A 26,753-nucleotide genomic window follows, 5' to 3' on the forward strand; every position below is an offset into this window, starting at 1 on the left:
GATGCGCAGCATGCCCGGCATCATCTTCTGGCTGCTCGTGATCGCAGCCATCCTCTTCTTCAAGCTGACCACGCCCGCCGAGCGTCGCTCGATGATCGAGACCTACTGGCTGATCATCATCGGGCTCGGCGCCGTGGGCTTCATCTGGCAGTTCATCCGGCGCGGCGCCATCAGTCTGTGAGCTTGGCCACGCGCTGCGCGATGGCGTTGCGCTGCTGCTCGATCTGCATGAGGCGCTCGCGCTTGATCTCGCCGGTCATGAGCCGATCCCCCTCGATCTTCTTGGCGCGCTGGCCCAGCTCGGCCATCTGCTGCTTGGCGGCATTGATGGCCATGCGGTTGCGCAGCTTCGGCCCTTCCTCTTCCTGGATGCTGCGCGCCAGCTCGATGTCGCCCGACTTGATGGCGGCTTGGTGGCTGGCCCAGGCCTGCTCCACGCCCTTGGCCTGCTCGTACATCGTGGTCACGTAGCGGCTGGAGCCCGTGGGCAGTTCCTCGACGAAGTTGCCGGCCAGGAAGGTATCGCGCAGGCGCATGGACGGGCGCTCACCACGGTCCAGCATCGGGCGCGCGATGGTGTCCGTGGCCGTCGTGCTGACCGTGGCCAGCCAGCCGAAGTAGCCGCGCAGCAGGAAGTCCACCTGCTTGGGGCTCAGGCCCGAGTACTCACCCTTGGCCAGGCGCACCGGATCGGGCAGACCCCAGGAGCCGAGCAGGCGCGCCACCTCCGAGGTGCGCTCGTTGTAGCGGTCCTGCGGACGCAGGCGCTCGTCGGCCATGCCCTCGATGGCCCGGCCGCTGAAGCTGTCCTTGTTGGCGTAGACGTCCAGGAAGGGCTTGATGGCCTGGGGCGTCGGGTCCATGGCGAAGGTGTTGAACACCATGTCGCTGATGCGCTGTCCGAAGCGCTTGCCCGTCATCTCCTCGCTCATCATCAGCTCGGCCGTGCGCTCGGCAACCGTGCCGATGGCACCCACCTCGAAGGGCTTTGGGATGCGGAAGGCCTTGTCGCCGATCTTGAACCACCAGAAGTTGTCGCGGTCGAAGTCCTCGCGCTTCTTCCAGTCGTCGTCATCGGCGTAGGCGGCCAGCAGGCCCAGGCTGGCCATGGAAACGGCGCCGGCCATGGCGGCGAAGCGGCGCGGGTCCTCGCCGGCAGCACGGCCCAGCTTGTACAGGCCCTGCAGGCGGGCGTTCAGAAACGGCACCGTCTGGGCCAGGAAACGCACCGTCTCCCATTTGCCGGACATGCTGAAGTCCATCAGGTCCCGGGCCTGGAAGCTGGCCTCGGCATGGCTCAGGCCCTTGGCGCGCAGGCGCTCGTACAGCGCCGTGCGGTTCACGTTCTCGGTGCGGTCGCCGAATTCCTCATACACCTCCCACAGAGAGCGCATCTGGTCCTTGAGCTTGTCGAAGCCCTGCTTGTCCAGCATGGTGCCGCCCAGGCGCTCGATCTGGCCACGCAGCTGGTTGGTGTTCTCCTGCGTGCCGAACTTGATGATGCCGCCGCTGGCCAGCATGGAGGCGTAGGTCTGGCTGTTCTTGTCCGTGGCCTTCCAACCCTTGGCGACGTTCTCCAGCGGGTTGTAGCTCAGGTCGCTCTGGGCGATGGCCGAGAGGCTGTCGCGGATCAGGTTGCGGATCTTGAAGGTGGGGTTCACCGTCACGCCGAAGGTCAGCAGGCGCTTGAACGGCGCCATGGCCTTGGCCGCGCCGCTGGGGGTGTAGCTCATGGCCGAGATGGCATCGAGCAGATAGGGATCCTCGACAGTCCAGTATTCGGCCACACCATCGCGCATCACCTTGATCATGCCCTTTTCCTGCCCTGCCAGGAGGTAGTTGCCGTCCTTGTCGGCACGCACCGCCAAATGTGCGACACCCATCTTGTCTGCTGCAGCCATGGTCTCCAGGGCAGCCCGATTGCGCGCCGCAGCGGCGTAGAGGTGGCTCCAGTTCAGCAGTGTGTTCTGGAGCAGGTCTGCATTGAGCTGCTGGGTGCCGCCCTTGAGCTTCTTGGAGAACTCCTGGCTCGTGAGGCCTGCGCTGAAACGCGGTCCCTTCATGTCGCCATCCTCCATGAGGCGGTAGAACGGCACATACGGCTGGCCCTTCATGATCTCCAGCGCTGCAGGATCAATCAGGCCCGATTCCTGGGCGACCTTCAAAGCCGCCTCGTTGTAGGCATTGAGTTCCCGCAGGGCCGCGGCGTACAGCGGCATGCGTGCCGTGCCGTCGGCCATGCGGCCAGCGTTGAGCGTCTTGAGGTCCGAGATATCCTCACTGGACATCAGATTCTCCTTACCCTCCGCCTTCAGCCTTTCACCACGGACCGCCGCCACCCACTGGAAAAAGCGGTCGTGCTCGCCTTTGAGGCTGGCCAGCGCCTTGGCGAAACCGCCGTCCTTGATGTCCACGTCATAGATGCCATCGCGCAGGTAGATCTTGCCGTAGAGCAGCGTAGCCTCGACGGCGCCGTCCGTACCTTTGGACATGCGCGCCAGGATGTAGGCCTTCTCGCTGATCTCCTTGAGAGGTGCGAACTGGTCCACCAGGCCCTGGCGTAGCCTCGTGCCGATGTTGTGGCGCATGGCCAGGGCCTTCTCGGCGAGCGTCTGCTTGACCTGTGCGCCAAAGACCCGCTCTGCGGCGCGGGCCTGCTTGGGGGTGTAGTCGCTGGCCGTGGGCGCGGCCCGGCTGAACTGCACGTCCTGGCGGGCAGGCGCTGGCGTGGGCGCCGATGGCGCCGGGGCTGCGGTTGGGCTCGATGCCTCCTGGGCTGTGGCAGCGCCGTCCAGTTCGCCAGCGAAGGCGGGATTCTCCCGCTGCGCGATGCCGAAGGCCAGGTTCACCAGGTCCTGGCTGGCGAAGTCGCTGCGGTTGCCGGTGATCTTGGCCCAGACCTGGCGCAGTGCTTTGCGCACCTGGTCCAGCCAGCGCGCCACGGTGCCAGGCTTGGCCAGGGGACTGGGGCGCACGCCCATCTCCAGGGCGACCTGCACGGCATAGGGGAACAGCTCCTGGGTGGACAGCTCCGGGCCGGAGGCCTGCACGCGGGCGGTGGCCTCGTTGTAGACCTGCCGCTCCAGGCTGCCTTCGGGCGCACGGGCCCAGCCGCCGATGGCGCCATGCAGCTGGTTCCAGCCCTCCTCGCCCAGCACCGCAGGGCCGTGCTTATGCATCAGCTCGTGCGCCACCACGCCCAACTCGTCGCCGGCCACGATGTGGTCCGAAATGATGAACACGGTCTTGGTGTTGGGGTCGTAGAAGCCTTGGGCCTTGCCGCCGCCCTCGGCTCCCATGGCCACCGGGCCGATCAGCGGCTCCCAGTTGGCACGGATGTCGTCTGAGGTGGTGACCACGATGCGGCCCAGACTGTTGGGCAGCACACCCATACCGCCCACCAATTGGTTCACGGCCTGGCGCACAGAGGAATTCGTGGCGGCAGCCGGCGGCGGGCGCAGGCGGCGGATGGCCTGGGCCAGCTCCTCGGGCATGTTGCGGCTGAATTCGGGCTCCGCGCCGGTCTGGCCTACACTGGCGCCGTCCTCGGTAGAGCGGCCCGGATTCACGTCGCGGGGCTGCGTGAGGGTCGCTCTAGGGCTGGCGGTCTCGCCAGCTATCTCGCCGGCCCACACCCGCTGCTGGGGACCCCCTGCGTTGCGCTGTTCGATGGCCTGCGCTAAACTGACCACGTCCCCCGCAGAGCGGATGGAAGTCAGGTCAAGGCCATCGGCCCTGGCAGATGCGTCCACCCATTGAGCTGCGGGGGATTTTTCGTTGAAGTCCACGGCTTCCACGGTGTAGACCGGATTCGAGTGATTCGGGTCAACCGTCTCCTTCACCGTGATCTTGGCCAGCATCTGGCGCCCATCGAACACCATGGGCGCAAAGAACCGATGCACGGCGGCCAAGTTCGAATTGCTGTCTCGATCCTCCTTCGACCAGCCCAGTATTGCCCCCTCGAACAGACGATCCACGCTGGCCACGGCGGTGGAGTGCGCAGGCGCCCCCGAGGACTTGCCGACAGCCTTGCTGCTGAGCATCTTGTCCAGGCTGTTGCGCGAGACCACCGCCTGCAGACCCGTCTGCCCGTTCGTCAGCTGCTTACCCTGAAAGGCCTTGGCCGCCAGGCGTGCCTCGGCGAACGTGGTGGCACGGCGCATGGCCGGCGGCTGCGCTGCAGCCGGCGCCGTTCCTTCGCTGTCCGGACCAGGGCCACGGCTGAACTGCAGGCTGGGCTGCTGCTGGCCGGCGCGCGCCGCATCAGCAGCATCCACCTCAGCCAGGATCTGCGCCAGCCTCTTGCCCTTGGGATCTATTCCCAGACTCCTGGCCACGCGGCCGGCAGGAAGCGCGCTGGATCGCCAGTTGGCCGGGCGGGCTGCTGCTGCCTGCGCTTGTCCTTGCGGGCCTGGCGCCGGGCCGCCTTGCGCGCCATCGTTGAAAGTCGTGGTGCTGGCATTCGTCAGACCTTCCTGCGCTGCAGCAGCACCAGCAGCCGGCGCGCCTGGCGCTCCAGTTGCTTGCGGAGGTTGCGCGCCAGCTTGCTGGGCTTGATCGGCTTGCGGGGCAAAGGTGGCTCCTGTGGTTTGGGTCAGGGGGCCAGGCCCAGCGGCTTCCAGGGCGCCGGGTCCGGTTGGGGGAATGGCTGCTGGGGCGGCCACGGCGGCAGCCTGTGCCTGGGCACCTTGGGCATTTGCGATCTCCTGGGCCTGCAGGGCGGCCTGCTGGGTGGCGTCGAAGCCGGCATCCACAGCCATGGCCGCGCCGCGCGAGAGCGGGCCGTCTGCGGGGTTGATGCCCATGCGCTCGGACGGGCGCTGCAGCGGGCGCTGGGGGATCAGCGCCTCCATGGCGGCGTTGTCTGCGAAGGGGTCCACCGCTGGTGCGCGGTCGGCCGGCAGCGGTGCCGGCTCGCCAACACCCCGGAATCCCATGTAGGCATCCACCATGCGGCGCACGCGCTGCGTCTCGGCGGTGTCCAGCGGCTGCTCGTTGATGCGGGCCAGGCCCTCGTTCAGGCCGCCCAGCACCTGGGCACTGTTCTCGGCTCCGCCATCCAGCAGGTTCTGCAGCCCGGACAGGATGCGACCGGTGCGCACGCGGGCGTCCACGGCGGCAATGCCGGCGTCCTCGCTGGCCTGCTGGAACTGGCCCTGCAGCTGCACGCCCATGGCATCAGCCGCCTGCAGCCCGGCACCAGGGGCTGGCGCATCAGCAGGATCGGCACCCACGTTCTGGGCCAGCCAGGCGTCTTCCATCGCATCGCGCACCGTGTCCACCGTCTGCTGGGTGGAGAACTGGGTGCCGCTGCGCACGGCGGCTTGGACTTCGGCCAGGTAGTCGGGGCCTGGCGCCTGGGGCGCTCCGTCGCCGTAGTTCTCCCACCAGCGGCGGGCCTGCTGCGCGGCTGGATCGTTCACCTCGCGGATGGACTGGCCCATGATCTTGGCCCGGGCTTCCTCCCGCTGGTCTTCGGGCAGGTTGGCCAGGTAGCTCTCGACCTCACCCACGCGGCCCACGCTGCCATCAGGGAAGGAGATCAGGCGCTCGGGCGTCTGGTTGCCCAGCAGCAGCGGGGCCTGCGTGGCAGCTTCCTCGGCAGGTGCTTGCTGGTCGCCCTGCTGCGGCTGCTGGCCGCGCGTATGCCCGCCCGTCAGCAGCGACGTGCCGGCGCCCGTGACGCCGCCCAGGGCCGCGCCCATGCCGGCCGCAGCCGCCACACCCTTCGAGGGGTCGATGCTCGGGTCGAACGGCATGGCCGCCCGCTGGCCCTCGTACTGGGTGACGCCCTCTTCGACTGCTTCCTGCGCAGCCTCGCTGGCCCCGGTCTTCACGGCACGCGCAGCAGCACCACCAGCAAAACCCTTGCCGCCGGCCAGCAGCCGCTCGGCACCGAAGGCACCGCCAGCACCACCAACCACGGCCGGCAGCACGCTGGCCCCGCGCGCAGCAGAAACAGCCTGGTCCTCGGTGGCGCCGCCCTGCTTCGCCAGGTCGTAGGCCGTGCCAGCGGCATCACCGCCAGCCAGCGCAGCACCAGCAGCAACGCCACCCGCGCGGCCCGCCGTCTCCACCGCCTTGCCAGCCAGGCCGCCAGCACGCGCCGCCAGCCCGGCACCCTTCACCGCCAGGCCCGGCCCAGCGAACGAGCCCGCAGCCTGCGCCGCAGCCAGCAGCGGGTTCTGCGCCACGTACTTGCCCACGGCCGCCAACTCGCCGCCTACACCATCAGCGTCCTGCACCTCCTGCCGGAACTGCTGCTTCGAGGCCTTGACCACATCACTCTGCGCAGCCTCGCCGGCCTGGATGATGTTCTTGTCGATCCAGCCCGAGACATCGTTGCCGGGCTTGACGAAGTTGGCCGCCGCCGAGACACCGCCGGCCGCCGCGTTCGCCGCCTCAATGGCCGTGTCGTTCAGGACGGCCAGGGGGTTGCGGGACTTGGGCTGGGCAGGAGGAAGCCCGAACGCGTCTTCATAGGAGAAGCTACTGCCCTGCTGTTGTGCAGTGCTGCCGCCGGCGGATGGAGGACCGAAGGCCTCCTCATAGGAGAAAGAGCCATTTGCCATGCCTCAGTCTCGCCACAGAGACCAAGGCAGGCGAACCCTGTAGGGGGTACGCGCGGGCGAAAAAAAGCCCGCAGGTGCGGGCGTTGTTGGATGACTTCAGGAACGTGGACTAGAAGGGGATCTTGTCGTCCAGATCATCGAAGCCAGAGCGTGGTGCTCTTTGCTGAGGCGACTTGTAGCCGGGGTAGACCTTGCCTGCACGTACCGCCACAAGTGTCTCATCAATCCATCTGCGCTGACTTTCAGCGCCACCGCTGTGCGCGTCAAGAAGTCCCTGCCAGTAGCGCCGGACCATTGGATAAACCTCATCGTCCATGGTTGCACGGCTCCACGAGAGATGGCCGCTAGGATCCCGAGGGCCCTTTGCGGGTCCAAGCAAGTCACTATCCGACAGCATCTTCCAGCGCTCTTGCTCTTCGTGCGTGAGCAACTCTGGGTAGTTGATCGCCAACCGGATGAACCGCTCGGACTCATCTATGTCCCAGAGGGCGCTTGCTTCATCTGCGACGCTGCGCCTGTTATCCGTGTCGTAGGGTTCGCCGTCATAGAGCAGCACCTCTTTCAGACTTTGCTCTACGGCCCATTCAATGTAGCTGGAGAGAGTTCTACGGTGTTTGCGCGCACCCAGCTCGGCAAGGTAGCGAAGCTTCTGATCGAAGCGCACGGTGACCACCTCCGACCGAGAGAGCTTGCCCCCAGCCGTCTTGCGCTTGTCTTCCGCCATATATACCTCTGATCGCAACTATGGACCACAGAGTGTACAGGACCATGTTCGCGCCCACAGATTGCATCAAACATGTTGTAATGTCTCATACTACGTGGCATATTTTAGTTACACCGATGCGGTGTGAAGCAACCGAGGAACTATGAAGCAGACACCCCAACCCACCCCTATGACGCAAGTGCGCATCGAGACTGACCTCAAGACTTGGCTGAAGCATGCAGCGATCGACAACGGTCGCACCCTTCAACAGGAGGTCGTCTATCGCTTGGAGGAGAGCCGGCGTCTACAAGCCGGCAACATGCGCCCGCAAGGCGCAGCCGCATGAGCGGCACAAAAGGAGACGCCCCAGGAGGTAGGAGTCCTGAGGCGTCGAGTGACACAACCAATGTGAAAGAGGAAAGTATCGTGCGCGATTCTAACCAAACCGACCCCGTCACCCCGCAGGCGTTGCCTGCCATCGTGTGGCAAGGCACCAAGGTCATCACGACCGAACTGCTGGCGAAGCTGTACGGAAGCGACCAGGGGAGCATCCAGAAGAACTTCGAGCGCAATGCTGATCGCTTTGAAGCAGGGAAGCACTTTTTCAAGATCGAGGGCGACGAGCTGCGCGAATTCAAAAACAACCAACCGACTGATAGTCGTGTGGTTGCCAAGCGCGCCGCACATCTCATCCTGTGGACCGAGCGCGGCGCGGCGCGGCACGCCAAGATGCTGGAGACCGACGCAGCCTGGGAGGTCTTCGAGCAACTGGAAGACTGCTACTTCACGACCAAGGCCCGGCAGCCGATGGTTGATGGGAACAAGCGAAGCAACATCCAGGACCGCCTGCCGCTGTACCACTTCGCTGTCGAGGCGATGGTCAAGCACCGGCTGATGTTCTCCAAGGTCTACGCCTTCTTGAACCTATACGCCGGGTCGCTCAGCTTCCGGGAGATGACTAAGGCCCAGTCTGCTGAGGTAGCTGACTTCTGCGACCGCTTCATGCTGGGTCAGGACACGCGCAACGACTGGCAGCGCATCACAGACAACCAGGCCAAGCTGCACGGCGAGTCCCCTCAGCTGGACATGGTGCAAAAGCTGTTGCTGTCGTAGGCAGCCCCAAAAAGGAGAAAGCCCCGACGCTTGGACCCGTCGAGGCTTTCAAGGTGAACCCGAACCATCACAGAACGGAATTCAGCATGGATGATACCTGTGCCCCCCCGGCTGCGCTACCTTCGCAGCCCATCACCCCAGAGCAGCTGATGAGCTTGGCTTTGGCGATAGCCGAAAAGGACCTGGCCTCTACCGTTGAGGCATCCCGCGTGGACGAGGAGTGGGAGGAGCACGAGACAGATGTGCTGCTCTCAGTCCAGCTTGCACTGCAATCGGTGCGGGCACTACGCAACACGTCGCCTTCCTGTGACGAGCTGCTCTACGGATGGAAGCAACTCAAGGCCCTCTTGACCTTGTGCGAGAACTCGTTCAGTCGCCAGTGTCGATTTGGGCGTTTGCTCGCCGTTGCCACTGAGGGCTATGAGCCCGTGCTACGACAGGTAGAGCATGTAATGGCCACGGCCTGATTTCAGACCCAAGCCCGCCCAGCGGGCTTTTTCTTTGCCCCCAGTGTTCCCACACAGGGGCTGGGGCGCGAACCCTGGGCGGGGGCGTGAAAAAGCCCGCTCGGGGCGGGCTTAGTTGGGGGTGTGGATGGCTACTTTGCTGGCTGGGTCGCAGCAGCAGCCGGGGCTGCATTAGTAGGCGGGTTCTTTGCGATGTCGTACTGCAAGATGCCAATCACGATTGCCGCAACTGCCGCAGCAATACCAACCACCCATTGGAGCGTGGTGATAGACGACTTGAGGCCATCAATTGAGCCATTGACGCCCTGTATCGCGCCCCGTGTCTCTGCGAGCTTGGCGTCAAGGTTGGCAACTTTTTCGCCCTGACCCGCCACAGCAACACTGGTTGCCGCCATCTCCTTGGCTACGTCCTTCAACATGTTGGCGAAGTCGGCACGCAGGCCCTGCATCTGGGTCAGCATCTCGCCCTGCATGGTGGCCATCTGCGTGTTGAGCTGGCCCATGGCAGCGACAGTCTCCTTGGATGACTCGGCGATGGACGCACGCACCTCAGCGCGCACGCTGTCGAGCTTCGCATCGAGGAGTTCACGGGTCACTTCGGTCATGGGTGGATTGTGCGCTTTTTCAACTTGTGGGGGTACCTCAGGATTAGGGGCGGTCGTGCGGGCGTTAGTCACGTCGACAGCCGCCTTAAAGGACGATACCAACCTCTGCTCCATTTGCTCCAGGCTTGCTTTGAGCCGTGCAGTGTCGAAATCTTCAGAAGACCCTGGCTCAGATGCAGCCCGATCATCGCCAACTGCACTTCCGCTGAGCCAACCCCTCGCGGGGCGGAATTCGCCAAAGATTTTCATCGGTCGCCCAGCGTCTAGGACCCCAACCGACGTTGATTGGTCATGAGCAGATCCGGAGCCGCCCTGACCAACCATCCGCCCCTTTCCGCCTTCAATTAGTTCAAAGCCATGAATCTTATTCGGCGCGGCCATTGCACTACTCTTTTGCAGGAATTGATGCGTCGACGGCTCCTGACGACTCTGGCTCTTCTTTGGAAATCGCAACAATCGCTCGATTGAGCGCATCAACAAGATTTTTCGCCACTGGAACATCCATGCTCACCCCCGCCATCGCCGTGAGTCGCATGTCGACTTCGTAGTTGCTCCCACCGATGCCATCGGGGGTCGGAACATTGTTGAACACATTGAGAACTATGCGGCGCGCAAGAGATCGATCATTCATGAGCGCAACGCCCATTGTTTCTGCTGGAATGTTTTTGTAGTCAGAAGCCACAAAAATCTGAGCGCCTTCTTGCGTGCTGTCTTTCTCTGCCATCACTGCTCCTCCTGTCAATAGAAGCCAGCACTGTACATTAGCGTAGCAATTGAAGAGCGCCCCATTTCTCCCCATTGTGCGAATCCTTCTCCTGCTACATTCCGCCCATGCGCCCCCTCCTCTTCCTTCCCGCCCTCTTCCTCGCCGCCCCCGCCCTGGCCGCCAACATGGCCACTTGCCTGCTGGACAAGCTCCCCGGCACGCAGAACGATGTCGCAGCCCAGGCAGTGTTCCAGGTCTGCAGCGCTGAGCACCCGGGCGGGATTCAGGCCGTGCCCCAGGGAGATGGCCGGGGCATGCTGGGGTTCAAGTCCGGGCCAGAGTGCACAGCGAAGAAGGCGGGAGATACGCGCAGCACCAGGGCAGCGGAGCTCATTGGGATGGCGTGCAGGAGGCTGTATGAAAAGTCCTTCACCTACGAAGAGGCCTACGGCCTGCCACCCGCTCGCAACTGATCACACTGGATCGAATGCCGTGCCGTTCCAGCGTGCTTGCCCGCGTGGGGTCTGGTAGATCTGGCCGCGCACTAGGCTGTCGCGCGACGGAGGCTGGCCGCCCCCCTGCCCCATCGGCACCTGCTCCACCTGTCCTGTAGCCCTGTTGTGGCGGATGACGCTACCCATGGTTGTTGAGCCATCGACGTTCTTCGTGGTCGGCGTGACCTTCACATCCCAATCACTGGGGGTCTGCGCGCCCTCCACGTCGCGCATGTACTGCACGATGCTGCGGCGCTTGGTCGGGTCCGGCTCCTGCGCCACCTGGCTGCGCAACGCTTCCACGATGCTCTGGCGGCGGTTCGTGAAGCCCTGCGTTTCCCGGTCCATGTTGATCCGCTGCTGGTCCAGCCCGGCCTGCATGCCGGCCCGCTGGTTCTGCCCCTGCTGCTGGAGCAGCGCCTGGTAGATGGAAGTGGCGCGCTGCAGGGATGCGGGGTCGCGGCCCTCGGCACGGTCAAAGCCACGCTGTGCGCCCAGCTCGGAAGCCACGATGCTCGGGGCACGGCGGATACCGAGGGTGCCACCGGACAGGCTCATGGACGGGCCGGGGCCAGGCGATGCGATCTGGCCCGAGGCACGCAGGCGGGCCATGGATTCGATGTTGCCCTGGGCGGCCAGGTTGTCTGCGGCACCCATGTTCTGCGCGCTGGGACCATTGCCCAGGGCGCGCGCCACAAGGGGGTTGTCCATGATGCTGAAGCCGGGCGGGTCGCTGCCCCAGGGCCTGATGCCAGCGGCCTGGACCAGGGGGCCGCCGAAGCCAGAGGGCGCGGCGCCGGCCGGCAGCGTCGTGACGGAGCCACGCGGCGCGGAGCCGTTGATCGAGATGTCGCCAGCCACGTTGGTGCCCGAGTAGCTGTTGCCGATGCGGGAGACGTTGGAGGTGGTGGCCGGTGCTGCAGCGGGTGCTTGTGCAGCAGCAGGTGCGGGCGTGGGCGTCACCGGGTTGTCCAGCGCAGCCTGCACCAGGGGCGCCACAGGCCGGGCCATGGGCGGCGGCGTGGTGCTTGGGCTGTCGGCATTCGCGGCGCCGGCCAGTGCGGCACCGCCGGCCACCACGGGCGCATAGGGTGCTGCTGCCTGCGCGGCCTGGCCCACGCCGGACATTGCAGGCTGTGCAGCACCGAAGGCCCGGGCGACCAGCCCGGTGCCACGCAGTGCCGCACCTGGGATGTTGCCCACGCTGGGTAGCGCGGCCAGGTTACGGCCGAGGTCGTTGTTCAGGATGTTGCCTTGCGAGCCGTCCGCTGCCGGGGCCTGACGCTGGCCGCCGGTTGGGATCTGACCCACCAGAGCGTCACGTCGGCGGGCTTCTTCGAGGAAAGGATTGGTGGCCATGAGCGTTCCTTGGTTGCTTCATGGCAGTGTGCGGATAGCAACCTTGGAACTCCAACCTTGGGTGGGTGAAGCATATCCGTTTACAAGCTGCTCATTGACACACATACGCACAAACATAGAATCGCCCTCCCCACTTCAACCAAGGAAATGCCTGATGAAAGCCACCTGCCCCAACTGCGCCAAAGAGTTGTCTGAAGATCTGATGGAAGAAGCTATGCAGCAAGTCGACTTGCTCAAGGGCAAAGAGGACATCAAGTTGAATTGTCCTCATTGCAAGCATCCACTCTTAGTCTTTCGTGAGGTGAATGATTACTACGTTTCAGGCGCAGACAAGCGAGACGACTCAGACGATTGGGAACTGATTGGCAAAGCTTGATGAACTGCAGGAAATAGCCTATGCAATGGGTCCGGGACCCAATCCCGCGTCCATTGTCCGCACCCATTCCTCATTGCGCCCGCTGGCCTTGCGCCCGAACTCTTCCTCGAAGCGGCGCATGCAGACAGCCGCCTTGGCATCGTTGTACAGCTCGGTGTCCTGGGTGCTGTAGGCCCGGTAGAGCATCCATTCGACCAGGGCCTTGTGCAGCTCCGGGCGGATCTCGGGCTTGTCGATGTCGCAGCGCAGGGGCTTGAGGGGCAGCCGCTGCACGGTCAGCTGGATCTCGCCGGCTGCTGCTGGCGTAGGCCACAGGTGCAGCCGGCCCGTGGTCATGCCGGTGATCAGGCGCTGCGGCACGTCCTGGCGTTCCTGGAACTGCCAGCCCGGCATGGCGCAGTCCATCTCTTCCACGTTGAGCACTTCCACGGCCTGGCCGACCACGAAGGCGCGCAGCACGCGCACCACCTGTGGAGCCAGGCCCACAGACTCGTCGCCCGCTGCGAATGCCACCTTGCACATGGGAGAGGTGGAATCGCGCAGCAGCTGGGCGCGGCGGCACGCCTCCTCCTGGGCCTCGTTGGCGTAGATCGTCAGGATCGGGTCCCGGCACAGCGGATCGGGCTCGGCATCGTCGGCCTGGGCTCGATACAGCTGGATCATCTCCTGGAGGTTCATGGCGGGCCTCGGCTCGATTACTGGGTTTCAGCCAGCACGCCCTTCAGCCACGCGCCGCCACGGGGGTTGCGGTCTTCGACGACGGTGAAGGGGTAGCGCAGGCCGTGGCGCTGACGCAGGTTGTTCATGGCCTCACCCAAACGGTCATCGAGCTTCTGGTCAAAGTCGGTGCGCTTGGCGCGTGCCAGACGCTCCACGAACTTCCGCTTCACGGTCTGGGCCACGCCGCGGCGAAAGTATTGGGAAACGCCATTCACGCCCACCAGCACCATGTCCATGTCGTTCTCGTCGGTGGACTCGTAGACCATGACCGTGACGGGTTCGTTCATGAAGGCTTCGAGCTCCAGCGCACCAGAGGGCAGCGGCTTGTCGACGACCTCGACGTCGCCCTGGCCGATCTCGCCGATCTGGACCGTGGACTCCTTGCCGAGGTATTGGTTGGTTGCATCCACTGCGGTGGTGTTGCGTGCCATGCGTTTCTCCTGAAATGAGGGGGTTGCGCCCGGCACTGGGCCGGGCTTTGGATCAGACCTGGGCGACGTAGTACAGCGTCTGGGACGCGACCACGGCCGCCAACGTGGCGTTCTGAGAAACGCGGAAGCCGCGCGGGTCGGTCTTCACGCCAGCCGATGCGGACAGCGTGCGTGCGCCGTCAGCAGCAGCCTTGAAGGCCGAGTTCTCTGCCATGCCTGCATACCATTCGATGCAGACGCCGCTGGAGCTTTGCAGCCGCACATAGCGCGGCTTGAAGCCCACAGGGAAGAAGAGATCGTCACCGGCCACGATGGTGGTGGCGTCCAAGACGACCTTGCCCTGGGCAAAGCCAGGCGTGCCTTGGTCGTCCGAGCGGGTGCGGGTCTGGCCCGCAACGTTGTCAGCCATGATGTGCTCCTTGTCGGTTCAATGGGTTGGAAGCGGGAGCGCTTTCGCGCCGCCGTGGCTTCAGGTCAGCGCAGAGACGCCGGCCTCGGCCACCGCCATCCAGCCCTCGTTGAGCAGCGTGCAGTTCATGTAGAACCGCGTGCCCACGTAGCCGCGCTGGCCCAGCGGGTCGCTCTTGTCCTTCTGGCCGGCCGGGATGTAGGTGGGGTCCAGCGCGTTGTCCCCGCGCAGAGCCACTTGGCCCCATGCGTCTTCGCCCACCACGATGAACGGGTAGACGTCCACATTGGTGCCGCCCATGAGGCCGGTGCTGCCGATGGCCGCGCCAGCGTTGGCGTAGGGAGCCAGCTCGGGAGAAGTGATGAAGCGGAAGTTCTCCACGCTGCCCAGCTCGTACTGGCTCACTACCTTGCGGCTGCCGTACTCGGCCACGGGCGTGAACTTGGGCAGATCACGCACATCGGAGTCGGCATCGGTGTGCACGAACACCAGATACGAGGCCTCGACAGGCGACGTGCTGATGTTGGCCGACGGAGCCAGAATGCCCGTCACTCGCTTGGAGTGGTTGGCCTGCAGGTTGCGGCTGATCTTGCGCAGCAGGTTCGAGGTGATCTTCCCGCTGACGGCATTGCGCGAGGAGCCGCCCGAATAGAAGGCGTTGGCGCAGCTCTTGATCACGCCGTAGCGGATCATCTCGCGCAGCAGGCCCACACGCTCGCCGCACTGCTTCTTCATCTCGGCGGGCACGTCGTCCTCGTAGGTGTCGGCCACGCGGTTGGTCAGCTGGTACAGGCAGCCGAACTCGCGCAGCTTCACCTCGATGTCCTGCGGCACCAGGGAGTCGGCCGAGGGCGTCACACCTTCTTGCAGCTCGTGGGCATTGACGCTCACCAGAGGGCGGTTGATGGTGTTGAAGTCCGCCGCCGTCGCGCCGTAGGGCAGGTAACGGCGATAGACGATGGTCTGGCCCACATTGCGCGGCATGGCGCTCTGCTTGCCCGTGATACCCAGGACTTCGACGCCGACGGCGTGGCCCAGGATCTCACCCTTGAGTTTGCCGATTCGCTCGGCGGGATTTCCGGTCGTGAAAGTCACGATGTTCTCCTTTCGGCCTTATCGGCCAACCACCGACTTGAAGCCGGCAATGAATGCTTCCTGTTCGGTCGGCGCGGTCTGGGGGCGCTGTGCGTTGCCTGTGGGCGTGACGGCGGCCTTGAGCCGTGCCTGCCCCTTCGCGGCCTTGTCGGCGGCGGTGGCGCGAGCGTTGGTCCATGCGTCGTACTTGCCGAGCAGGGAGCCCATGCCGTCGGCCGTGGCCACTTCGGCGAACTCCTGCTGCACCTGCTCCCCCTGGGAGGTCAGCCACAGGTTGAATTCCTGTGAGTCGATCTTTTCGCGCCAACCTGCGTTTGTGCGGTCCAGCACTGCCATCTCCACCACCATGGGGTCGAGCTCGGCCTGAGCTGCATGTGCGCCGCCCGTGGCCACGGGTTGCTGCACTTCAGCCGGCGGGGCTTCCTGGCGGGGTTGCTGGCCTGCGACCATGTGGCGAACCAACTGCACGACATCGGGGTAGTCCTGCTCCAGCTGCTTGAGCTCCGGAGGCAACTCGGGCGCCGGGGCTGGCGTCGGAGTTGGCGCGGGCGCCGGGGCTTGGATGCGGCTGTTGAGCTCGCCGATCTTCCCGTTGGCCTTGCGCAGCTGCTGCTCGAGCGTTTCCACCTTGGCTGCACTGCCCAGCAGGCGCTGCATCTCGCTGCGCTTGTAGCCCTCGAACACCACGGGGTCGTCATCGACTGCTGCGGGCACCGGCTGGGCATGCTGCCCCTCGGGTGCGGGCGGCGCATCGGAGCCGTCCTGTGGTGCAACGCTGGCCTGGGGCGCTGCGGCTGCGGGCGCTGGTGCGGGGGCTTCTGCAGGTGCCGGCGCGGGCGCTGCACCAGTCTCGGCCGAGGCATCCGAAGATGCTGCGGCGGGGGCTGGCGGCGGTTCCGTTCCGGTCACGCTGGCAAAGGCCTGCTCGAAAGCTGCCCGCTCCTGCGCCTGTTCCTGCTGTTGTTGCGGATCCATGCGTCATGCACTCCTGTGTGTCATGCCAAGGTCAGTAGCTTTCGCCACCAGCGTCGGCGGGTTGTGCCTGGGCTGACGGGGCCAGCGCAAGCAGTTCTTTCCAGGCCGCGATGCGCCCACGCAGTTCGGCGGTGCGCAGCGCGTCCATGGTTGGGCTGTCGTTCTTCTTGCGCAGGGTGTCGATCTGCGCGTTGGCATGGCGCTCGATGGCGCGCCATGTCGGTGAGGTGAAGTCCAGGCCCGGGTTTGTCATGGCTGCAGTGTCCAGAGGAACGCCCTCTGGAGCGAACCCTGGCCGGGGGTCAGCCCCGCGCGCCGTCAGCGGCCGGTGTCTCGATGCCCTGGCGCACGCCCAGCAGCGGGCTGTCCGGGCGCAGCGGTGTCAGCGGGTCGGTGTTGTTGGGCATGGCGCCAGGATCAGGCTGCTGTTGGGGTGTGATCCATCCGCCCTGCGGCACGATGGGCGCGGCGTCCTGGTCCTTGAACCCCACAGACCTGGCCAAGCCGTCGGCCAGAGGGGCGACAGCAGGATTGCCAGCGATGCCCATGCCCGTCTGCACGCTGCTGTACAGCGTCTCCATGCCGATGTTGGTGGCGTCGGCATCGGCCTTGCGAGCCTGGGCGGCCAGCAGCTGGGCCTTGGCCCGCACCGTAGGGTCCTGGCCCTGCTGGGCGCGCTGGGCCTTCTGTTGATCCGTGAGTTGGAAGTTGGCCGGGTCCAGGCGCTGGCCCTTGCACAGCTCGGCCGCCAGCTTGGCCGGGTCCAGCTCGTAGATGGGATTGGCCGACACTTGCAGCAGCGTCATCAGGAACTGCTGCTGGGCGTCACGCTCCACCAGGGCCGAGCTGGCGCGCACGTCGATCTGGAAGTCGCCCTTGATGGACTCATCGTCCGAGTAGGTCATCATCCAGTCGAAGTACCGCTGGATGTGCGGCCGGGTCATGTAGTCGTCGAAACGCTTGGCCAGGCGCCGCAGCACGCTGGTGGCGTTGTTGTTCTGCATCTGCATGCCGCCCAGGGTGTTGGGTGCATCGCCGCGGATACCCTGCAGCATGGCCGGCATGCCCGTGGTGTCCTCGGCCATCTTCAGGGCGAAGTTGATGATGTTCATCAGCGGGGCCTGCACGCTGGGCACGACGAAGGCATTGAAGGCGGCGCGCACATCGGAGGCGTCTGCATCGGCTTCGGCGCGCCAGACCTTGCCGGGGCGCAGCGAGAAGCTGTTGTCCTGCGGGGTGATGCCGTTGCCGATGACGATCTGCGGCGAGGCCGACAGGCCGGCGTTGTCCATCATGGCGCGGGCCGAGCCATTGAGCATGCGCTGTGCCGTGCGGATCTGCCGGCTGATGCCGACACCCCAGGGCATGCCGGGGCGGCGCTGCCAGGCCAGCACATCATAGGGAAACTCGCCGTCCTCCTGGGGGCTGAGCACGACCTTGACCAGGCGGTCGTTGATCATCACCGCCATGGTGGGCACGCGGTCTTCGTCGCCCTCCTCCATCTCCACGCCCAGGCGCGCCAGGTGCTCGCGGGCGCAGTGGCCGTAGAAGATCCACATCTCGAACTCGTCCTCGCCCGGCCGGTAAACGGCCTCGGTGCCCTCGCGGGTTCGGGACGGGCCTTCGCGCAGCGCGGCCAGCAGCTCGGCAGTCTCATAGCTGGGATCGGCCGCCATCTCCTTGATCTGGCGCCGGCCGATGTGCTCGCGCTCCCACGTGTAGCTGCCGTTGTGGAGGTTCTCCCCGCAGGCCGGGTCCGGGAAGAAGTTCCAGGCGTCAATGCGCTTGGAGCCGGGCTTGATCTCATCGAACTTGACGAACTGCGTGGTCTGCGTCACCGGGTCCTTGATTGCCATCCGGCTGGTGCGCATCACGGGATAGGGCCCCTTGAAGACACCGGAGCCGATGCGCGCCGAGTCCTCGATCAGCTGTCGCATCTCTCCATGCCAATTGCTCTCGACCAGCGAATCCTCGATCGCGCGCTGCATGCCCTTGGCGGCTTCGGCCGCATTGTGGATCTGCTCCTGGACGAATTCCTCCACGGTCTTCTGCTTGTAGATCCCGCCCATGGCATCCATCAGCCGCTGGCGCAATGCTGGGCTGAGCGTCGGCAAAGGCGTGGCCTTGATCTCCCAGGCCCTGTCATCCGTAGGCAGCAGCATGTCCGCCACGCGGGCGCTGGCCGCATCGGTATAGGGGCGCGTGATGTTGAGGAACACCACCGACCGGGCCGGGCCCTGCTGCTTGGGCTGGCCGCCCACGATGGCCATCTTCCTGCTGCGGTACAGCTGGTTGGCGTTCTGGAAATTGCGGTTGGCGTCGTCGATGCCCTGGTAGTGCTCCTCGTCCTCGGTCCACTCCTCCTCGATACCGGAGCCGGCGCGGCCGGCAATGGCCTCGCGGCGCTTGGAAAGGAGCGTCAGGACGAACTCGGCGCGCAGGTCGCGCTGAGGCTCGCCGCTGTCGTCGTGCTGCTGGGCCAGCAGGCCCCCATGGTTGGTGGTGGCTTGCATGTCAGTACCCTATCTCGTTGTCCAGTGGCTGCCAGGCCGAGGCTGCAGCGCGGGCCGGGGCCGGCCGCACGATGGCCTTGCGCTTCATCATCACGGCGTAGCGGGTGGCGCTCATTAGGTCGTCCTGCTTCTTCACGACCTTGCCGTCCTCGCGGTGGTACAGGCGGAACTCGCTGAACCAGTCCTCCAGGTGCGCGAACACCTTGAGCCGGCCGGTCTGCATGCGCTGCAGCATCTCCATCAGGCCGGCCTCGACGCCGTTGCTGCCGTCCTCGAAGGTGGCGCGATCCTTGAGCATCTTCAGCCCGGTCTTCGCGTACTGGACGGCCAGCTGCTCGCCGCTTCCCTTGTCGTGCTGCAGGCCGTCATGGGGCCAGGCCGTGGGCACCCATTCGCCCCATGCCTTGATGGTTGCGGCGTGCAGGATGGGCGTGGACTCCTTCTGCCTGTGGCCCTGCGTGACATAGAGGCAGTCGCTGTCCCTGTCCCAAGCCAGCTGTACGGCAGCCGTGGGGTGGTCCCAGCCGAAGTCCAGGCCGTTGATGCGCACCCAGTGAGCAGGGATCGGGAAGGGCTGCACCTTGATGCTGTCCTCTTCCACGGGGAAGATCCGGCCGCTACCCAGCGTCGGGATGCCCTTGGAGCGCGCCTCCCGCTCGTGCGCCGGGTAGCTGGCGACGATGGACTGCTTCTGCTCCAGCGAGTAGTGGTCCACGTCCCAGATGGTCATGCTGGTGACGTGCCGGGCCTTGGCGCCAGGGTCGTCTGCCTCGGGCATCAGGAAGCGCATCACCACGTCCGACATGCCCAGCAGCGGGGTGAAGGTGGTCTGTGCGAACTGGCCGCGCTGGCCGTTGTTGGTCCGGGTCAGTCCCTCGGCATAGATGTCCTGCGGCGGCTCCTCGTCAAACCAGACGCCATCCACGGTGGGGCCCTGCCACTTCTCGCGGCCCTTCTCGTAGGACTTGAAGGCGATGATGGATTCGCCGGCCTGCACATCGCCACCACCACCCCAGCGGATCACGGCGCTGTCCAGCAGGTTGGCAACGCCCATGGCGCGCGTGGTGGCCTTGATGGCATCGCGCGGCACCATACCCGTACCCCAGGCATCCACCGTGGCCGGCGGGCCCAGCAGCATGCGCTGCGGGTTGTCGCGCGTGGCTTCGCTGGTCACAGAGCCCGCCCAGAAGGTCACCGGCTTGGCGAAGGTGGCACCGTCCCACCAGTCCGGATACCGGCCCGTCAGGTGCATGGCCCATTCGGCGCCGCCGGCCTTGGTCTTGCCGAGCTGGTTCCCGGCCATGAACAGGCGCTCGCTGAACGACGCGCCAGCACGGTGAAACTCTCGCTGCTTGCCGTAGGGGCCGTACTGGTCCAGCTGCCGCGCCGCCAGCTCCCGCTCGATCATGGCCAGCATGGCGGCCTGCTTCTCAGGGGAGAGGTTCATGCGCGCGCCCTCACCGCATCGCGCATGGCCAGCAGCTCGGCCGTGGTCACGCTCTCCATCCCCTTGGCCGGTGGCTCGGGCATCTCGTCACGGATGCCATAGGCCTGGCGCTCCAGCCCGATGAGCACGCGCAGGGATTCGGACAGGGAGCGCATGGTGCTGCTGCGGTTTGCCAGGCTGGAAGCCTTGCCCGCCGCCTCGGCCAGCTTGCCGCGCTGCTCCTTGGTCAGTTCCTCGGCCGGGGCGCTGCGCAGGATGGCGGCCACATCGCTCAGCAGCTTCGGGCTCGCGCTCTGCTGCTCCAGCTCATCCATGAGGCCCATACAGATGCGCCGGCACCGCACGATGTCGCCACGCTCGGCCAGACGCACAGCCGCCTGAGTCGTGGCAGCCGCGTCCACCGTCTCCCGCTCTGCCGCTGGAGACGCATTGTTAACCGGGGTGTTAACCAGGGCCGCGTTAACCAGTGCGTCGGCCTTGGATTGGATCTTGGCTGTGAGGTCTCGCGTCCATCCCAGCTTCTTGGCGCGCTTGGAGATGTTGACATGGCTGGTGCCGGAGCCTTCGGCGATTTCGCGCAGGCTCTTGATGCCGGCCCGGTAGTCCAGCTCGATGCGCTCCCAGTCAGGGGAGCGGGGGCCGGGGGCTACGCCCCCTGCGCTGGGGGCTTGGTCGGGATGCGGTGAAGATGGCATGCCCGGAGTCTCCCGGGCGCGTGTCTTTTAGGCGAACCCTAGCGGGGTGCCCCTGCACGAAGTATCTCGACGAGTGAGGTTGGCGACATGGGGGCGCCAGCCATCAAGCCATCCTTGAATGGCTTGTAAGCTTCATAGATTTTTCGATAGCGCTCCAATGTTGGCGCGCGACTGTTAATTTCACGATCCTTGAATTCCGTAAATCGATCCATTCGATGGATCAAGAAGTTCGCTATACCCATCTCCTCGGCCTCATTGTTGCCATCAAATCCTTCGAACTTGCGGCCGCCTCCCCACCATGAATCGAATGCCTCTTTCTCTCCAGGGCCAAATTTCTCTATAACCCGCTCAAGGCGTGACCACATATCGAGCAGAGCAACAACTTCAGACACCTCTTCCGGCGTGTCATCTGGCGTGTCTCCTACCACGCCTTTCAGTACCCAGCTTAACGCCCATGTCTGCCCCTCAAGAACTGCCGCCTTAATGAACTCAGCATTTCCGTTCTCAACACCAATCTTCAATTGCACATCGGCAAGCATGCTGACAATCAGCTTCTCTGCATTCGTAAGATTCACGTCATCTTTCCTTTAAGGTGGTTGAATTGGAAGCAGCAGCATAACTTCAAACTCAGAAGCGAAAGAATGGCTAATTCAGATCAACGCATCACCCAATCAGCGACATCTGCCCCGCATCCCCATCCTGCACCTTCTTCTGCAGCTGCTGCACCACCTTGCGCAGCTCCAGGATCTCGTCGGCCTGGTGCCGATTGCGCACTGTGAACTCCGTCAGGATGGCGCCCATATCGTGCTGGGTCTGCATGTTGGAGAACTGCATTGCGTAGCCCTGAAACATACGGGCAATGCGCCGGGCTGTGGCCTCATTGACGCGCAATTGCTGGTCACCGGCCTCAATGATCACCAGCCCCTCCGGCAATTCCGTCATCGACACTGCCTCGGGCTCGGGACGGCCCATCATCGGCGCGAAGACACCATCCCGAATGCGGCGCAGGCGGCCGTCATCGATCAGGCGCGAGACGTGGTCGTCGATGATGGTCATCTTCAGGCCTGTGATGGACTGAAGCTCACTGCGTGCGCAGACCTGGCCCTGGGTGTGCAGGTCCTGGATGGTGGCCCAGATGATGTCGGCGCTGGTGCGGTCGTCGATTTGCGGCGTGGTGGTGGTGGTGGTCAATGGCTTCTCCCGGTAAACTGCGATTGCTCAGGTCACAGGACCGGGATCGCCCGCCTCGCGCGGGCTTTCCTTTATCCGGGCCGGATCTGCCGGAACTTCAGCATCTCCTTCATTGACCAGTGCGCGGCCTCGACGGCAATGCCATTGCGGTCGATCTCCAGCAACTGGTCGAACACCTGGGCAGCTTGCAGCGCGATTTCCAGCTCTGGCTGCGTCAGCTGCACCTTCCCCCAGCGTGCCCAGCGGGCGCACACCGGTTCGTACAGCTCCAGTTGCGCATTGACGGCCTGGGCGGCCTCCTCGGTCAGCGGCTCGCCATCCTGCTGGAGCAACCACATCATTCGGCTGTAGGTGGTGCCGGTCTCCATCCAATCGAGAAGAACCGCAAAGGTGGCGCCGCCCTGGGCGATGGTCTGCAGCAGGTCGTGGTGCACGAGCTTGGCCTCGAGCTTTGTGGACTCGGCCAGTTTCGGGCGCCAGAACTTCGGGAGCTGCGCCGGCGCGCGGTGTTGGTGGTGCCGCTTCATGGCCGGTCCTCCCAGGGCTTGAAGGTGACGCCTGCCTCGGCGCCGAAGGCGTACAGCCATTCCACGAAGCCCTTGGCCAGCTTGTCGGTGAAGTTCTTCGTCTGCGTCCCCAGCACCACGACCTCGCCGCGCAGGCCGCGCCCCATGCGTGCCTCGCCGAAGCGGGCCCACTCGTCGCAGAACTGGGCATCGCGCAGGGTGTCCAGGCGGAAGGCGCTGATCAGGATGCGCTTGGCGTCGTCGGTGTCGGCCAGGTCGCCGCCGACCTGTGCACTGATCTGGTTGATGAGGCTGTGGAAGTGGCGGCTGTGCCGCTCCTGCCGGCGCTCAGGTCGGATCTCCAGCACCAGGCGCTTGCCGTCGGCCAGCCAGCCCTTGGCGCGCCGCCACGCGCTCGTCACGGCCACGTGGGCCTGCTCGGTGTCCTTCAGCAGGATGGTGAGGTGTTCGCTCATTGGTCTTCCTTACAGAGAGGCAGGCGCGCAGGCCAGAGGCCGCGCTGTTGGATCGTGTGGCGAGTGATGCGGCCCCATTCGAGGCCGTAGGCGCGGTGCCCTTCCCTGCCGCCTTCAACCAGGCGGTACTGGTCATAAGCGGCATGGCAGCCCTCAATGCCCGGGCGTGTGCAGCACAGCGGAAAGCCGGTGCGGTCGTCGGTCTTGAGCGCGAAGCCCTTGCCGAGGTTCAGGTGGGCGTGCTGGCTGTAGTCGGCGATGCCGCACCAGATGCAAGGCAGCGCAGCGACTGCGCGGCGGTAGGCTTCGCATTCGAGAATCTCGGCCTTGGGCTGGGCCTGGCCTGTGGCCGAGCCCATGGTCACGGCGCTGGCGCACGCCATACCGGCCGTGGCGCGGGCGCTAGCCAGGGCGCGCGCGGCACGCTGGGCCAGGCGCTCCTCGCGGTCCTGGGCTGGCGCGGAGGCGGGCCGGCGGCCGAAGGGGCGGCGGTTCAGTCCGTTCATACAGACGCCCCACGCGCCAGGGGCTGGCGCACCTGCTGAGGCCTCGCGCCCAGGCGGGCGAAGGGGCTGGCGTAGTCCTTCCATGCGCGTCCTGCTCGGATGGACTTGATAAGGCTCAGGCTGACCCCGTACTCCGTGGCCAGCGCCGCACTGGTCTTCGCGGACAGGCGGATGTCGCGCGCCTTTCCCTCGTCCAGCTTTGCGCCAGGCGCTGTGCGGCGAGCCTTGGCAACCTTCGCGCAGCGGTCAATGCTCGAATACGCGCCAGCCTTCGCGGCTGCTTCAGCCACCTTCTTGACGGTCGAGAGGCGGACGTGTGCCGGGTTGCAGCAGCACTTCTCGCCACAGGTCACGACCACAGGCTGGCGGGCCGCGGGAGGTGTGCCCCGGATGCCAGCCACCACGCGGCGCACAAGCAGGCATGGGCCTCCGCCGCGCTTCATGATGGGATAGCCGTTGTCGCTGGTCGCGCCTTGCCAGAGCCAGCACTCCCCGACTTCTTCGCACCGGGCTTTGATTTCGCCCAGGGTGATGGTCGTGGTCATGCCAGCGCTCCCAGCAGGTCGCCCTGCTCCGGCACGGGCGCGGTGGCCACAGCCAGCGACGTGATGGTCACGACCAGCTTGCCGCCCTCCACCGGCTCGCCACGCTGGGCGTTGATGCTGCGCACCCAGCGGTCGTCCTCGATGGCCACGCCCTTGAGCGCGTCCAGCAGCACCTTCTGGGCGTTGTCCAGGTCGATGCACTGCACGGTGTCGTCCCAGGCCATGGGGTCGCGCTTCGCCCGGCGCGCCCAGTCCTGGGGCCGGTGCGGGTGCAGGGTGTAGGCGATGGCCACACGGCCAGCGATGGGGCTGCGCACGCCTGCGGCCTTGGCCAGCCAGCCCACGCGCTCCTTGAAGGCCTTGGCCTCGGTGCTCACGTAGGTCATGGCCATGCTGGTCGTGCCCTTGCGGATCACGCGGGTCTGCCAGTAGCGGTTCGCGCTGATGGGGTACGGGAGAGTGAGGGTGATCATGGATGGGGCTTTCACTCGAAGTCGGCCGAACGGCCAGGGGTGGTGCTCGGCTTGTCGCCGTTCCAGTTCTCGAAGCGGACCAGGTGGCCCACATACCTGAGGTTCAGATCGCCCGTGGCGCCGCCGCGCTGCTTGGCCACGCGCAGGCTGGCGTAGTACCGCCAGGCATCGCCCAGGCTGGGCTTGAGGTGGATGGGGCGGTGGGGGAAGAGGATGATGTCCGCGTCCTGCTCGATCTCGCCGCAGTCGCGCAGGTCGGACATCATGGGCATCTGGTCCACACGCTTTTCGACCTCGCGGTTCAGCTGGACCAGCAGCAGCACGGTGATGCCCAGCTCCTTGGCCAGCTTCTTCAGGTTCCGCGTGACCTCGCCCAGCTGCGCGGTGCGCGTGTCCTTGGGGTTCGTGCCCTCCATCAGGCCCAGGTAGTCCACGATCAGCAGGCGCAGGCCGTGCCGGCGCTTGAGGGCCCGGGCCTTGGTGCGCAGCGTGTTGATGTTCAGGCCTGTGCGGTCGTTGACGTAGAACGGGCGCTGGCGGATGCACTCCCCTGCCCTGCACACAGCCGCATAGTCGCTGTCGGTCATGCGGCCCTTGGGCTGCCGGATGATGCTCATCGACACCTCGGACTCCATTGCGATGCGGCGCTCGTACAGCGCTGCGCACGACATCTCCAGCGAGAACATGGCGACGGTCTGGCCCAGCTTCGCGGCGTGCTCACCGATGGCCAGGGCCAGCGCGGTCTTGCCCATGGAGGGGCGCGCGCCGATGACAACCAAGTCGCCCGGCCGCGTGCCGCCGTCGAGGATGCGGTCCAGGTCGCGCAGGCCCGTGGGCAGGAACGGTTCTTCGATGCCGACGCTGCGCTGGTCCAGGTCTTCCAGGAACGACACGACGCCAGCGTCTGCGCCAATCCACTCGTCGCCCGGGCCATCGGAGGCTAGGCCGGCCAGCTGCGCCGAGACCTGCTCGATGCGGTCACCGATGGGCAGCGCATGGTCGCGCGCCAGCTCTCGGGCCTTGTCCACCACGCCCAGCAGCTGGCGGCTCAGCGCACGCTCCCGGACGATCTCGGCGTAGCGCCGGGCAGACGAGCCTGAGACGGAGCCAGCCTGCGCCAGGTCGTTCAGGTAGGTCAGCTCTACCGCGCAGCGCAGCTGCTCGTACACGGTCAGCGGGTCCACAGCCTTGGCGGCCACGGCCAGCGCGGAGATGGCGCCGTAGATCGCGCCGTGGGTCTCGTCGGCGAAGTCCGCAGGCTGCAGGATGTCGCCCACCACGTCGTACAGGCCGCTGCTCAGCAGCAGGGAGCCCAGCACGGCGTGCTCAGCCTCGAAGCTGGCCAGCGGCATCGTGCTGCCACCGTCGAAATCTTCGTCCAGGGGGGGCATGGAGCGGGCGTTCATGCTGCGACCTCCTGCGTCTCCTCGATGACCTTTTTCCGGCCACGGCTCGACACGAGGTATTCGATCGTGCAGCGCCAGTTCTGGTGCTCAGCAGAGCGGAAACCGCGACCCATGATGAAGTCGTTGCTGCGGGCACGGAGGAAGTAGCCGCGCAGCCAGGCCAATGCACCTGCAGCGTCGGTGGCACGGGGCTGACCGTCCTTCTTCGGCACGGTCAGCACCCACTGCCAGATCTCGGCCAGGGCCTTCTCCCGGTCCTTGTCCATGACCCGCACGCCGGGCAGCTCGGGCAGCACCTCGTGGTACAGGTCGACAATGGCCTGCTTCGGGCAGGTCGGAAGCCTCGCTTTCGACAGAGGAGCGTTAGCTCCTTCTTTAAACCCCGAAGGTGAAGAAGAAGATGAAGAAGAAGGGGGGGGTTCTTCGAAGCCTAGAAGGGGGGTAGTTTCGTTTCCAGCAAGGGGGGTTTCAGAACCCCCCTTCGGTTGAGCAGGACGCCCCCCTTTCTTTCCATGAGAAGCCCCCTTCGCGCCGTGCTCTGCGCCAGTCTTTCCACCAGCAGCACGGGCGTTTCGGGTGGTCTCGTCCTGCACCATGCGCTTGGAGAACAACGCCCCTTCCTCGGTGCGGCGGGCCACGCCAGCGTCCAGAAGTTCGGAGACCAGGCCCTCGCATTCCTTCACGGAAAGACCGACCTGGCGGCCCAGCTGCGCGGTGTTCATGGGGCGGCCGTTGACCATCAGGTGGCCGTAGGGCTCGCACTCGTGTGCGATGCACATGGCGTTGATCCACAGGCCTTGGGCGGCCATGGAGCACGACTGCAGCTCGACATCCTTGCGCCAGTCCGCAGGGTAGAACTGGAACGCCGGACGCTTGGTTTTTTCGGTGGCTTCAGTCACTGCGCGTGCCCTTCATAGGCGGCAGCGAAGACCTGGCCAGCGAGCGATTCCACGGGCCAAGGGCATGCCTG

At 65.4% G+C, this 26,753-nt stretch carries 29 protein-coding genes; 6 read left to right on the forward strand and 23 right to left on the reverse strand.

The annotated features are described in order from the left end of the window. The first annotated feature begins 10 nt into the window (after nucleotides 1–10). Nucleotides 11–181 (forward strand): hypothetical protein, encoded by a 171-nt coding sequence (locus AC57B5_RS08310; protein WP_170962017.1) that lies wholly within the window; start codon nucleotides 11–13, stop codon nucleotides 179–181. Here AC57B5_RS08310 and AC57B5_RS08315 read toward each other — a convergent pair. Together AC57B5_RS08315 and AC57B5_RS08320 are read right to left on the reverse strand one after the other, a co-directional pair. After that, on the reverse strand, nucleotides 171–6,572 hold the full coding sequence (locus tag AC57B5_RS08315; RefSeq protein WP_496399225.1) for an LPD38 domain-containing protein: 6,402 nt from the start codon (nucleotides 6,570–6,572) through the stop codon (nucleotides 171–173). The two genes, AC57B5_RS08310 and AC57B5_RS08315, sit on opposite strands and share 11 nt — an antisense overlap. Before the next feature lie 109 nt (nucleotides 6,573–6,681). Further along, nucleotides 6,682–7,296, reverse strand: coding sequence for a hypothetical protein (locus AC57B5_RS08320; RefSeq protein ID WP_496399226.1), 615 nt, complete (start codon nucleotides 7,294–7,296; stop codon nucleotides 6,682–6,684). 142 nt (nucleotides 7,297–7,438) lie between these two features. Between AC57B5_RS08320 and AC57B5_RS08325 the strand changes: the two genes are divergently transcribed. From AC57B5_RS08325 to AC57B5_RS08335, 3 genes are all read left to right on the forward strand, one after another. Beyond that, entirely contained in the window at nucleotides 7,439–7,621 is a 183-nt protein-coding gene (locus AC57B5_RS08325) for a hypothetical protein (protein WP_496399227.1), read from the forward strand. Nucleotides 7,622–7,701: 80 nt separating this feature from the next. Continuing rightward, nucleotides 7,702–8,388, forward strand: coding sequence for an ORF6N domain-containing protein (locus AC57B5_RS08330; protein ID WP_496399228.1), 687 nt, complete (start codon nucleotides 7,702–7,704; stop codon nucleotides 8,386–8,388). Nucleotides 8,389–8,474: 86 nt separating this feature from the next. Beyond that, on the forward strand, nucleotides 8,475–8,855 hold the full coding sequence (locus AC57B5_RS08335; RefSeq protein ID WP_496399229.1) for a hypothetical protein: 381 nt from the start codon (nucleotides 8,475–8,477) through the stop codon (nucleotides 8,853–8,855). Between the two features lie 131 nt (nucleotides 8,856–8,986). Here the strand turns inward: AC57B5_RS08335 and AC57B5_RS08340 are convergent, their stop codons facing one another. Next, nucleotides 8,987–9,460, reverse strand: coding sequence for a hypothetical protein (locus AC57B5_RS08340; RefSeq protein ID WP_496399230.1), 474 nt, complete (start codon nucleotides 9,458–9,460; stop codon nucleotides 8,987–8,989). A gap of 385 nt (nucleotides 9,461–9,845) precedes the next feature. Next, nucleotides 9,846–10,184, reverse strand: coding sequence for a hypothetical protein (locus AC57B5_RS08345; protein WP_496399231.1), 339 nt, complete (start codon nucleotides 10,182–10,184; stop codon nucleotides 9,846–9,848). 107 nt (nucleotides 10,185–10,291) lie between these two features. Between AC57B5_RS08345 and AC57B5_RS08350 the strand changes: the two genes are divergently transcribed. Beyond that, nucleotides 10,292–10,639, forward strand: coding sequence for a hypothetical protein (locus AC57B5_RS08350; RefSeq protein WP_496399232.1), 348 nt, complete (start codon nucleotides 10,292–10,294; stop codon nucleotides 10,637–10,639). Here the strand turns inward: AC57B5_RS08350 and AC57B5_RS08355 are convergent, their stop codons facing one another. Beyond that, nucleotides 10,640–12,019 carry a hypothetical protein gene (locus tag AC57B5_RS08355; protein WP_496399233.1) on the reverse strand — a complete coding sequence of 460 codons (1,380 nt, stop codon included), beginning with the start codon at nucleotides 12,017–12,019 and terminating at the stop codon, nucleotides 10,640–10,642. A gap of 154 nt (nucleotides 12,020–12,173) precedes the next feature. Between AC57B5_RS08355 and AC57B5_RS08360 the strand changes: the two genes are divergently transcribed. Continuing rightward, a complete protein-coding gene (locus tag AC57B5_RS08360; RefSeq protein ID WP_496399234.1) occupies nucleotides 12,174–12,395 on the forward strand; it encodes a hypothetical protein in 222 nt (73 codons plus the stop codon). Nucleotides 12,396–12,413: 18 nt separating this feature from the next. On the opposite strand, the gene AC57B5_RS08365 is transcribed toward AC57B5_RS08360, so the two are convergent. From AC57B5_RS08365 to AC57B5_RS08450, 18 genes are all read right to left on the reverse strand, one after another. Next, nucleotides 12,414–13,073 (reverse strand): phage adaptor protein, encoded by a 660-nt coding sequence (locus AC57B5_RS08365; RefSeq protein ID WP_496399235.1) that lies wholly within the window; start codon nucleotides 13,071–13,073, stop codon nucleotides 12,414–12,416. A 17-nt stretch (nucleotides 13,074–13,090) separates the two neighbouring features. Beyond that, a complete protein-coding gene (locus AC57B5_RS08370) occupies nucleotides 13,091–13,546 on the reverse strand; it encodes a hypothetical protein (RefSeq protein ID WP_016449981.1) in 456 nt (151 codons plus the stop codon). A gap of 52 nt (nucleotides 13,547–13,598) precedes the next feature. Beyond that, nucleotides 13,599–13,955, reverse strand: a complete 357-nt coding sequence (locus AC57B5_RS08375) for a hypothetical protein (RefSeq protein ID WP_016449980.1) — start codon at nucleotides 13,953–13,955, stop codon at nucleotides 13,599–13,601. Between the two features lie 60 nt (nucleotides 13,956–14,015). Then, nucleotides 14,016–15,050, reverse strand: coding sequence for a N4-gp56 family major capsid protein (locus tag AC57B5_RS08380; protein WP_496399236.1), 1,035 nt, complete (start codon nucleotides 15,048–15,050; stop codon nucleotides 14,016–14,018). An 18-nt stretch (nucleotides 15,051–15,068) separates the two neighbouring features. Continuing rightward, on the reverse strand, nucleotides 15,069–16,025 hold the full coding sequence (locus AC57B5_RS08385) for a hypothetical protein (RefSeq protein ID WP_496399237.1): 957 nt from the start codon (nucleotides 16,023–16,025) through the stop codon (nucleotides 15,069–15,071). Nucleotides 16,026–16,056: 31 nt separating this feature from the next. Then, nucleotides 16,057–16,278 carry a hypothetical protein gene (locus tag AC57B5_RS08390; protein WP_496399238.1) on the reverse strand — a complete coding sequence of 74 codons (222 nt, stop codon included), beginning with the start codon at nucleotides 16,276–16,278 and terminating at the stop codon, nucleotides 16,057–16,059. Between the two features lie 49 nt (nucleotides 16,279–16,327). Further along, nucleotides 16,328–18,538 carry a portal protein gene (locus AC57B5_RS08395; RefSeq protein WP_496399239.1) on the reverse strand — a complete coding sequence of 737 codons (2,211 nt, stop codon included), beginning with the start codon at nucleotides 18,536–18,538 and terminating at the stop codon, nucleotides 16,328–16,330. A 1-nt stretch (nucleotide 18,539) separates the two neighbouring features. Continuing rightward, the gene (locus tag AC57B5_RS08400; RefSeq protein WP_496399240.1) at nucleotides 18,540–19,985 is read right to left on the reverse strand and encodes a terminase large subunit domain-containing protein; all 1,446 of its coding nucleotides are present in this window, start codon (nucleotides 19,983–19,985) and stop codon (nucleotides 18,540–18,542) included. Next, complete coding sequence (locus AC57B5_RS08405; protein WP_496399241.1) at nucleotides 19,982–20,680, reverse strand: hypothetical protein; 699 nt, start codon at nucleotides 20,678–20,680, stop codon at nucleotides 19,982–19,984. The genes AC57B5_RS08400 and AC57B5_RS08405 overlap by 4 nt, the downstream gene beginning before the upstream one ends. A 38-nt stretch (nucleotides 20,681–20,718) precedes the next feature. After that, complete coding sequence (locus AC57B5_RS08410; RefSeq protein WP_496399242.1) at nucleotides 20,719–21,255, reverse strand: YfbU family protein; 537 nt, start codon at nucleotides 21,253–21,255, stop codon at nucleotides 20,719–20,721. Between the two features lie 88 nt (nucleotides 21,256–21,343). Then, nucleotides 21,344–21,871 carry a hypothetical protein gene (locus AC57B5_RS08415; protein ID WP_496399243.1) on the reverse strand — a complete coding sequence of 176 codons (528 nt, stop codon included), beginning with the start codon at nucleotides 21,869–21,871 and terminating at the stop codon, nucleotides 21,344–21,346. A 71-nt stretch (nucleotides 21,872–21,942) separates the two neighbouring features. Beyond that, the gene (locus AC57B5_RS08420; protein ID WP_496399244.1) at nucleotides 21,943–22,398 is read right to left on the reverse strand and encodes a hypothetical protein; all 456 of its coding nucleotides are present in this window, start codon (nucleotides 22,396–22,398) and stop codon (nucleotides 21,943–21,945) included. Beyond that, complete coding sequence (locus tag AC57B5_RS08425) at nucleotides 22,395–22,853, reverse strand: recombination protein NinB (RefSeq protein WP_198820359.1); 459 nt, start codon at nucleotides 22,851–22,853, stop codon at nucleotides 22,395–22,397. The genes AC57B5_RS08420 and AC57B5_RS08425 overlap by 4 nt, the downstream gene beginning before the upstream one ends. Next, nucleotides 22,850–23,359, reverse strand: a complete 510-nt coding sequence (locus AC57B5_RS08430) for a hypothetical protein (protein ID WP_496399245.1) — start codon at nucleotides 23,357–23,359, stop codon at nucleotides 22,850–22,852. The genes AC57B5_RS08425 and AC57B5_RS08430 overlap by 4 nt, the downstream gene beginning before the upstream one ends. Beyond that, nucleotides 23,356–23,904 (reverse strand): hypothetical protein, encoded by a 549-nt coding sequence (locus tag AC57B5_RS08435; protein ID WP_496399246.1) that lies wholly within the window; start codon nucleotides 23,902–23,904, stop codon nucleotides 23,356–23,358. The genes AC57B5_RS08430 and AC57B5_RS08435 overlap by 4 nt, the downstream gene beginning before the upstream one ends. Beyond that, complete coding sequence (locus AC57B5_RS08440; protein ID WP_496399247.1) at nucleotides 23,901–24,377, reverse strand: RusA family crossover junction endodeoxyribonuclease; 477 nt, start codon at nucleotides 24,375–24,377, stop codon at nucleotides 23,901–23,903. The genes AC57B5_RS08435 and AC57B5_RS08440 overlap by 4 nt, the downstream gene beginning before the upstream one ends. An 11-nt stretch (nucleotides 24,378–24,388) precedes the next feature. After that, the gene (locus AC57B5_RS08445; protein ID WP_496399248.1) at nucleotides 24,389–25,783 is read right to left on the reverse strand and encodes a replicative DNA helicase; all 1,395 of its coding nucleotides are present in this window, start codon (nucleotides 25,781–25,783) and stop codon (nucleotides 24,389–24,391) included. Next, entirely contained in the window at nucleotides 25,780–26,682 is a 903-nt protein-coding gene (locus AC57B5_RS08450; RefSeq protein ID WP_496399249.1) for a hypothetical protein, read from the reverse strand. The genes AC57B5_RS08445 and AC57B5_RS08450 overlap by 4 nt, the downstream gene beginning before the upstream one ends. Nucleotides 26,683–26,753 lie beyond the last annotated feature (71 nt).

The sequence above is a fragment of the Delftia sp. BGA-UO-ETr-SB1 genome (genome assembly GCF_059567865.1).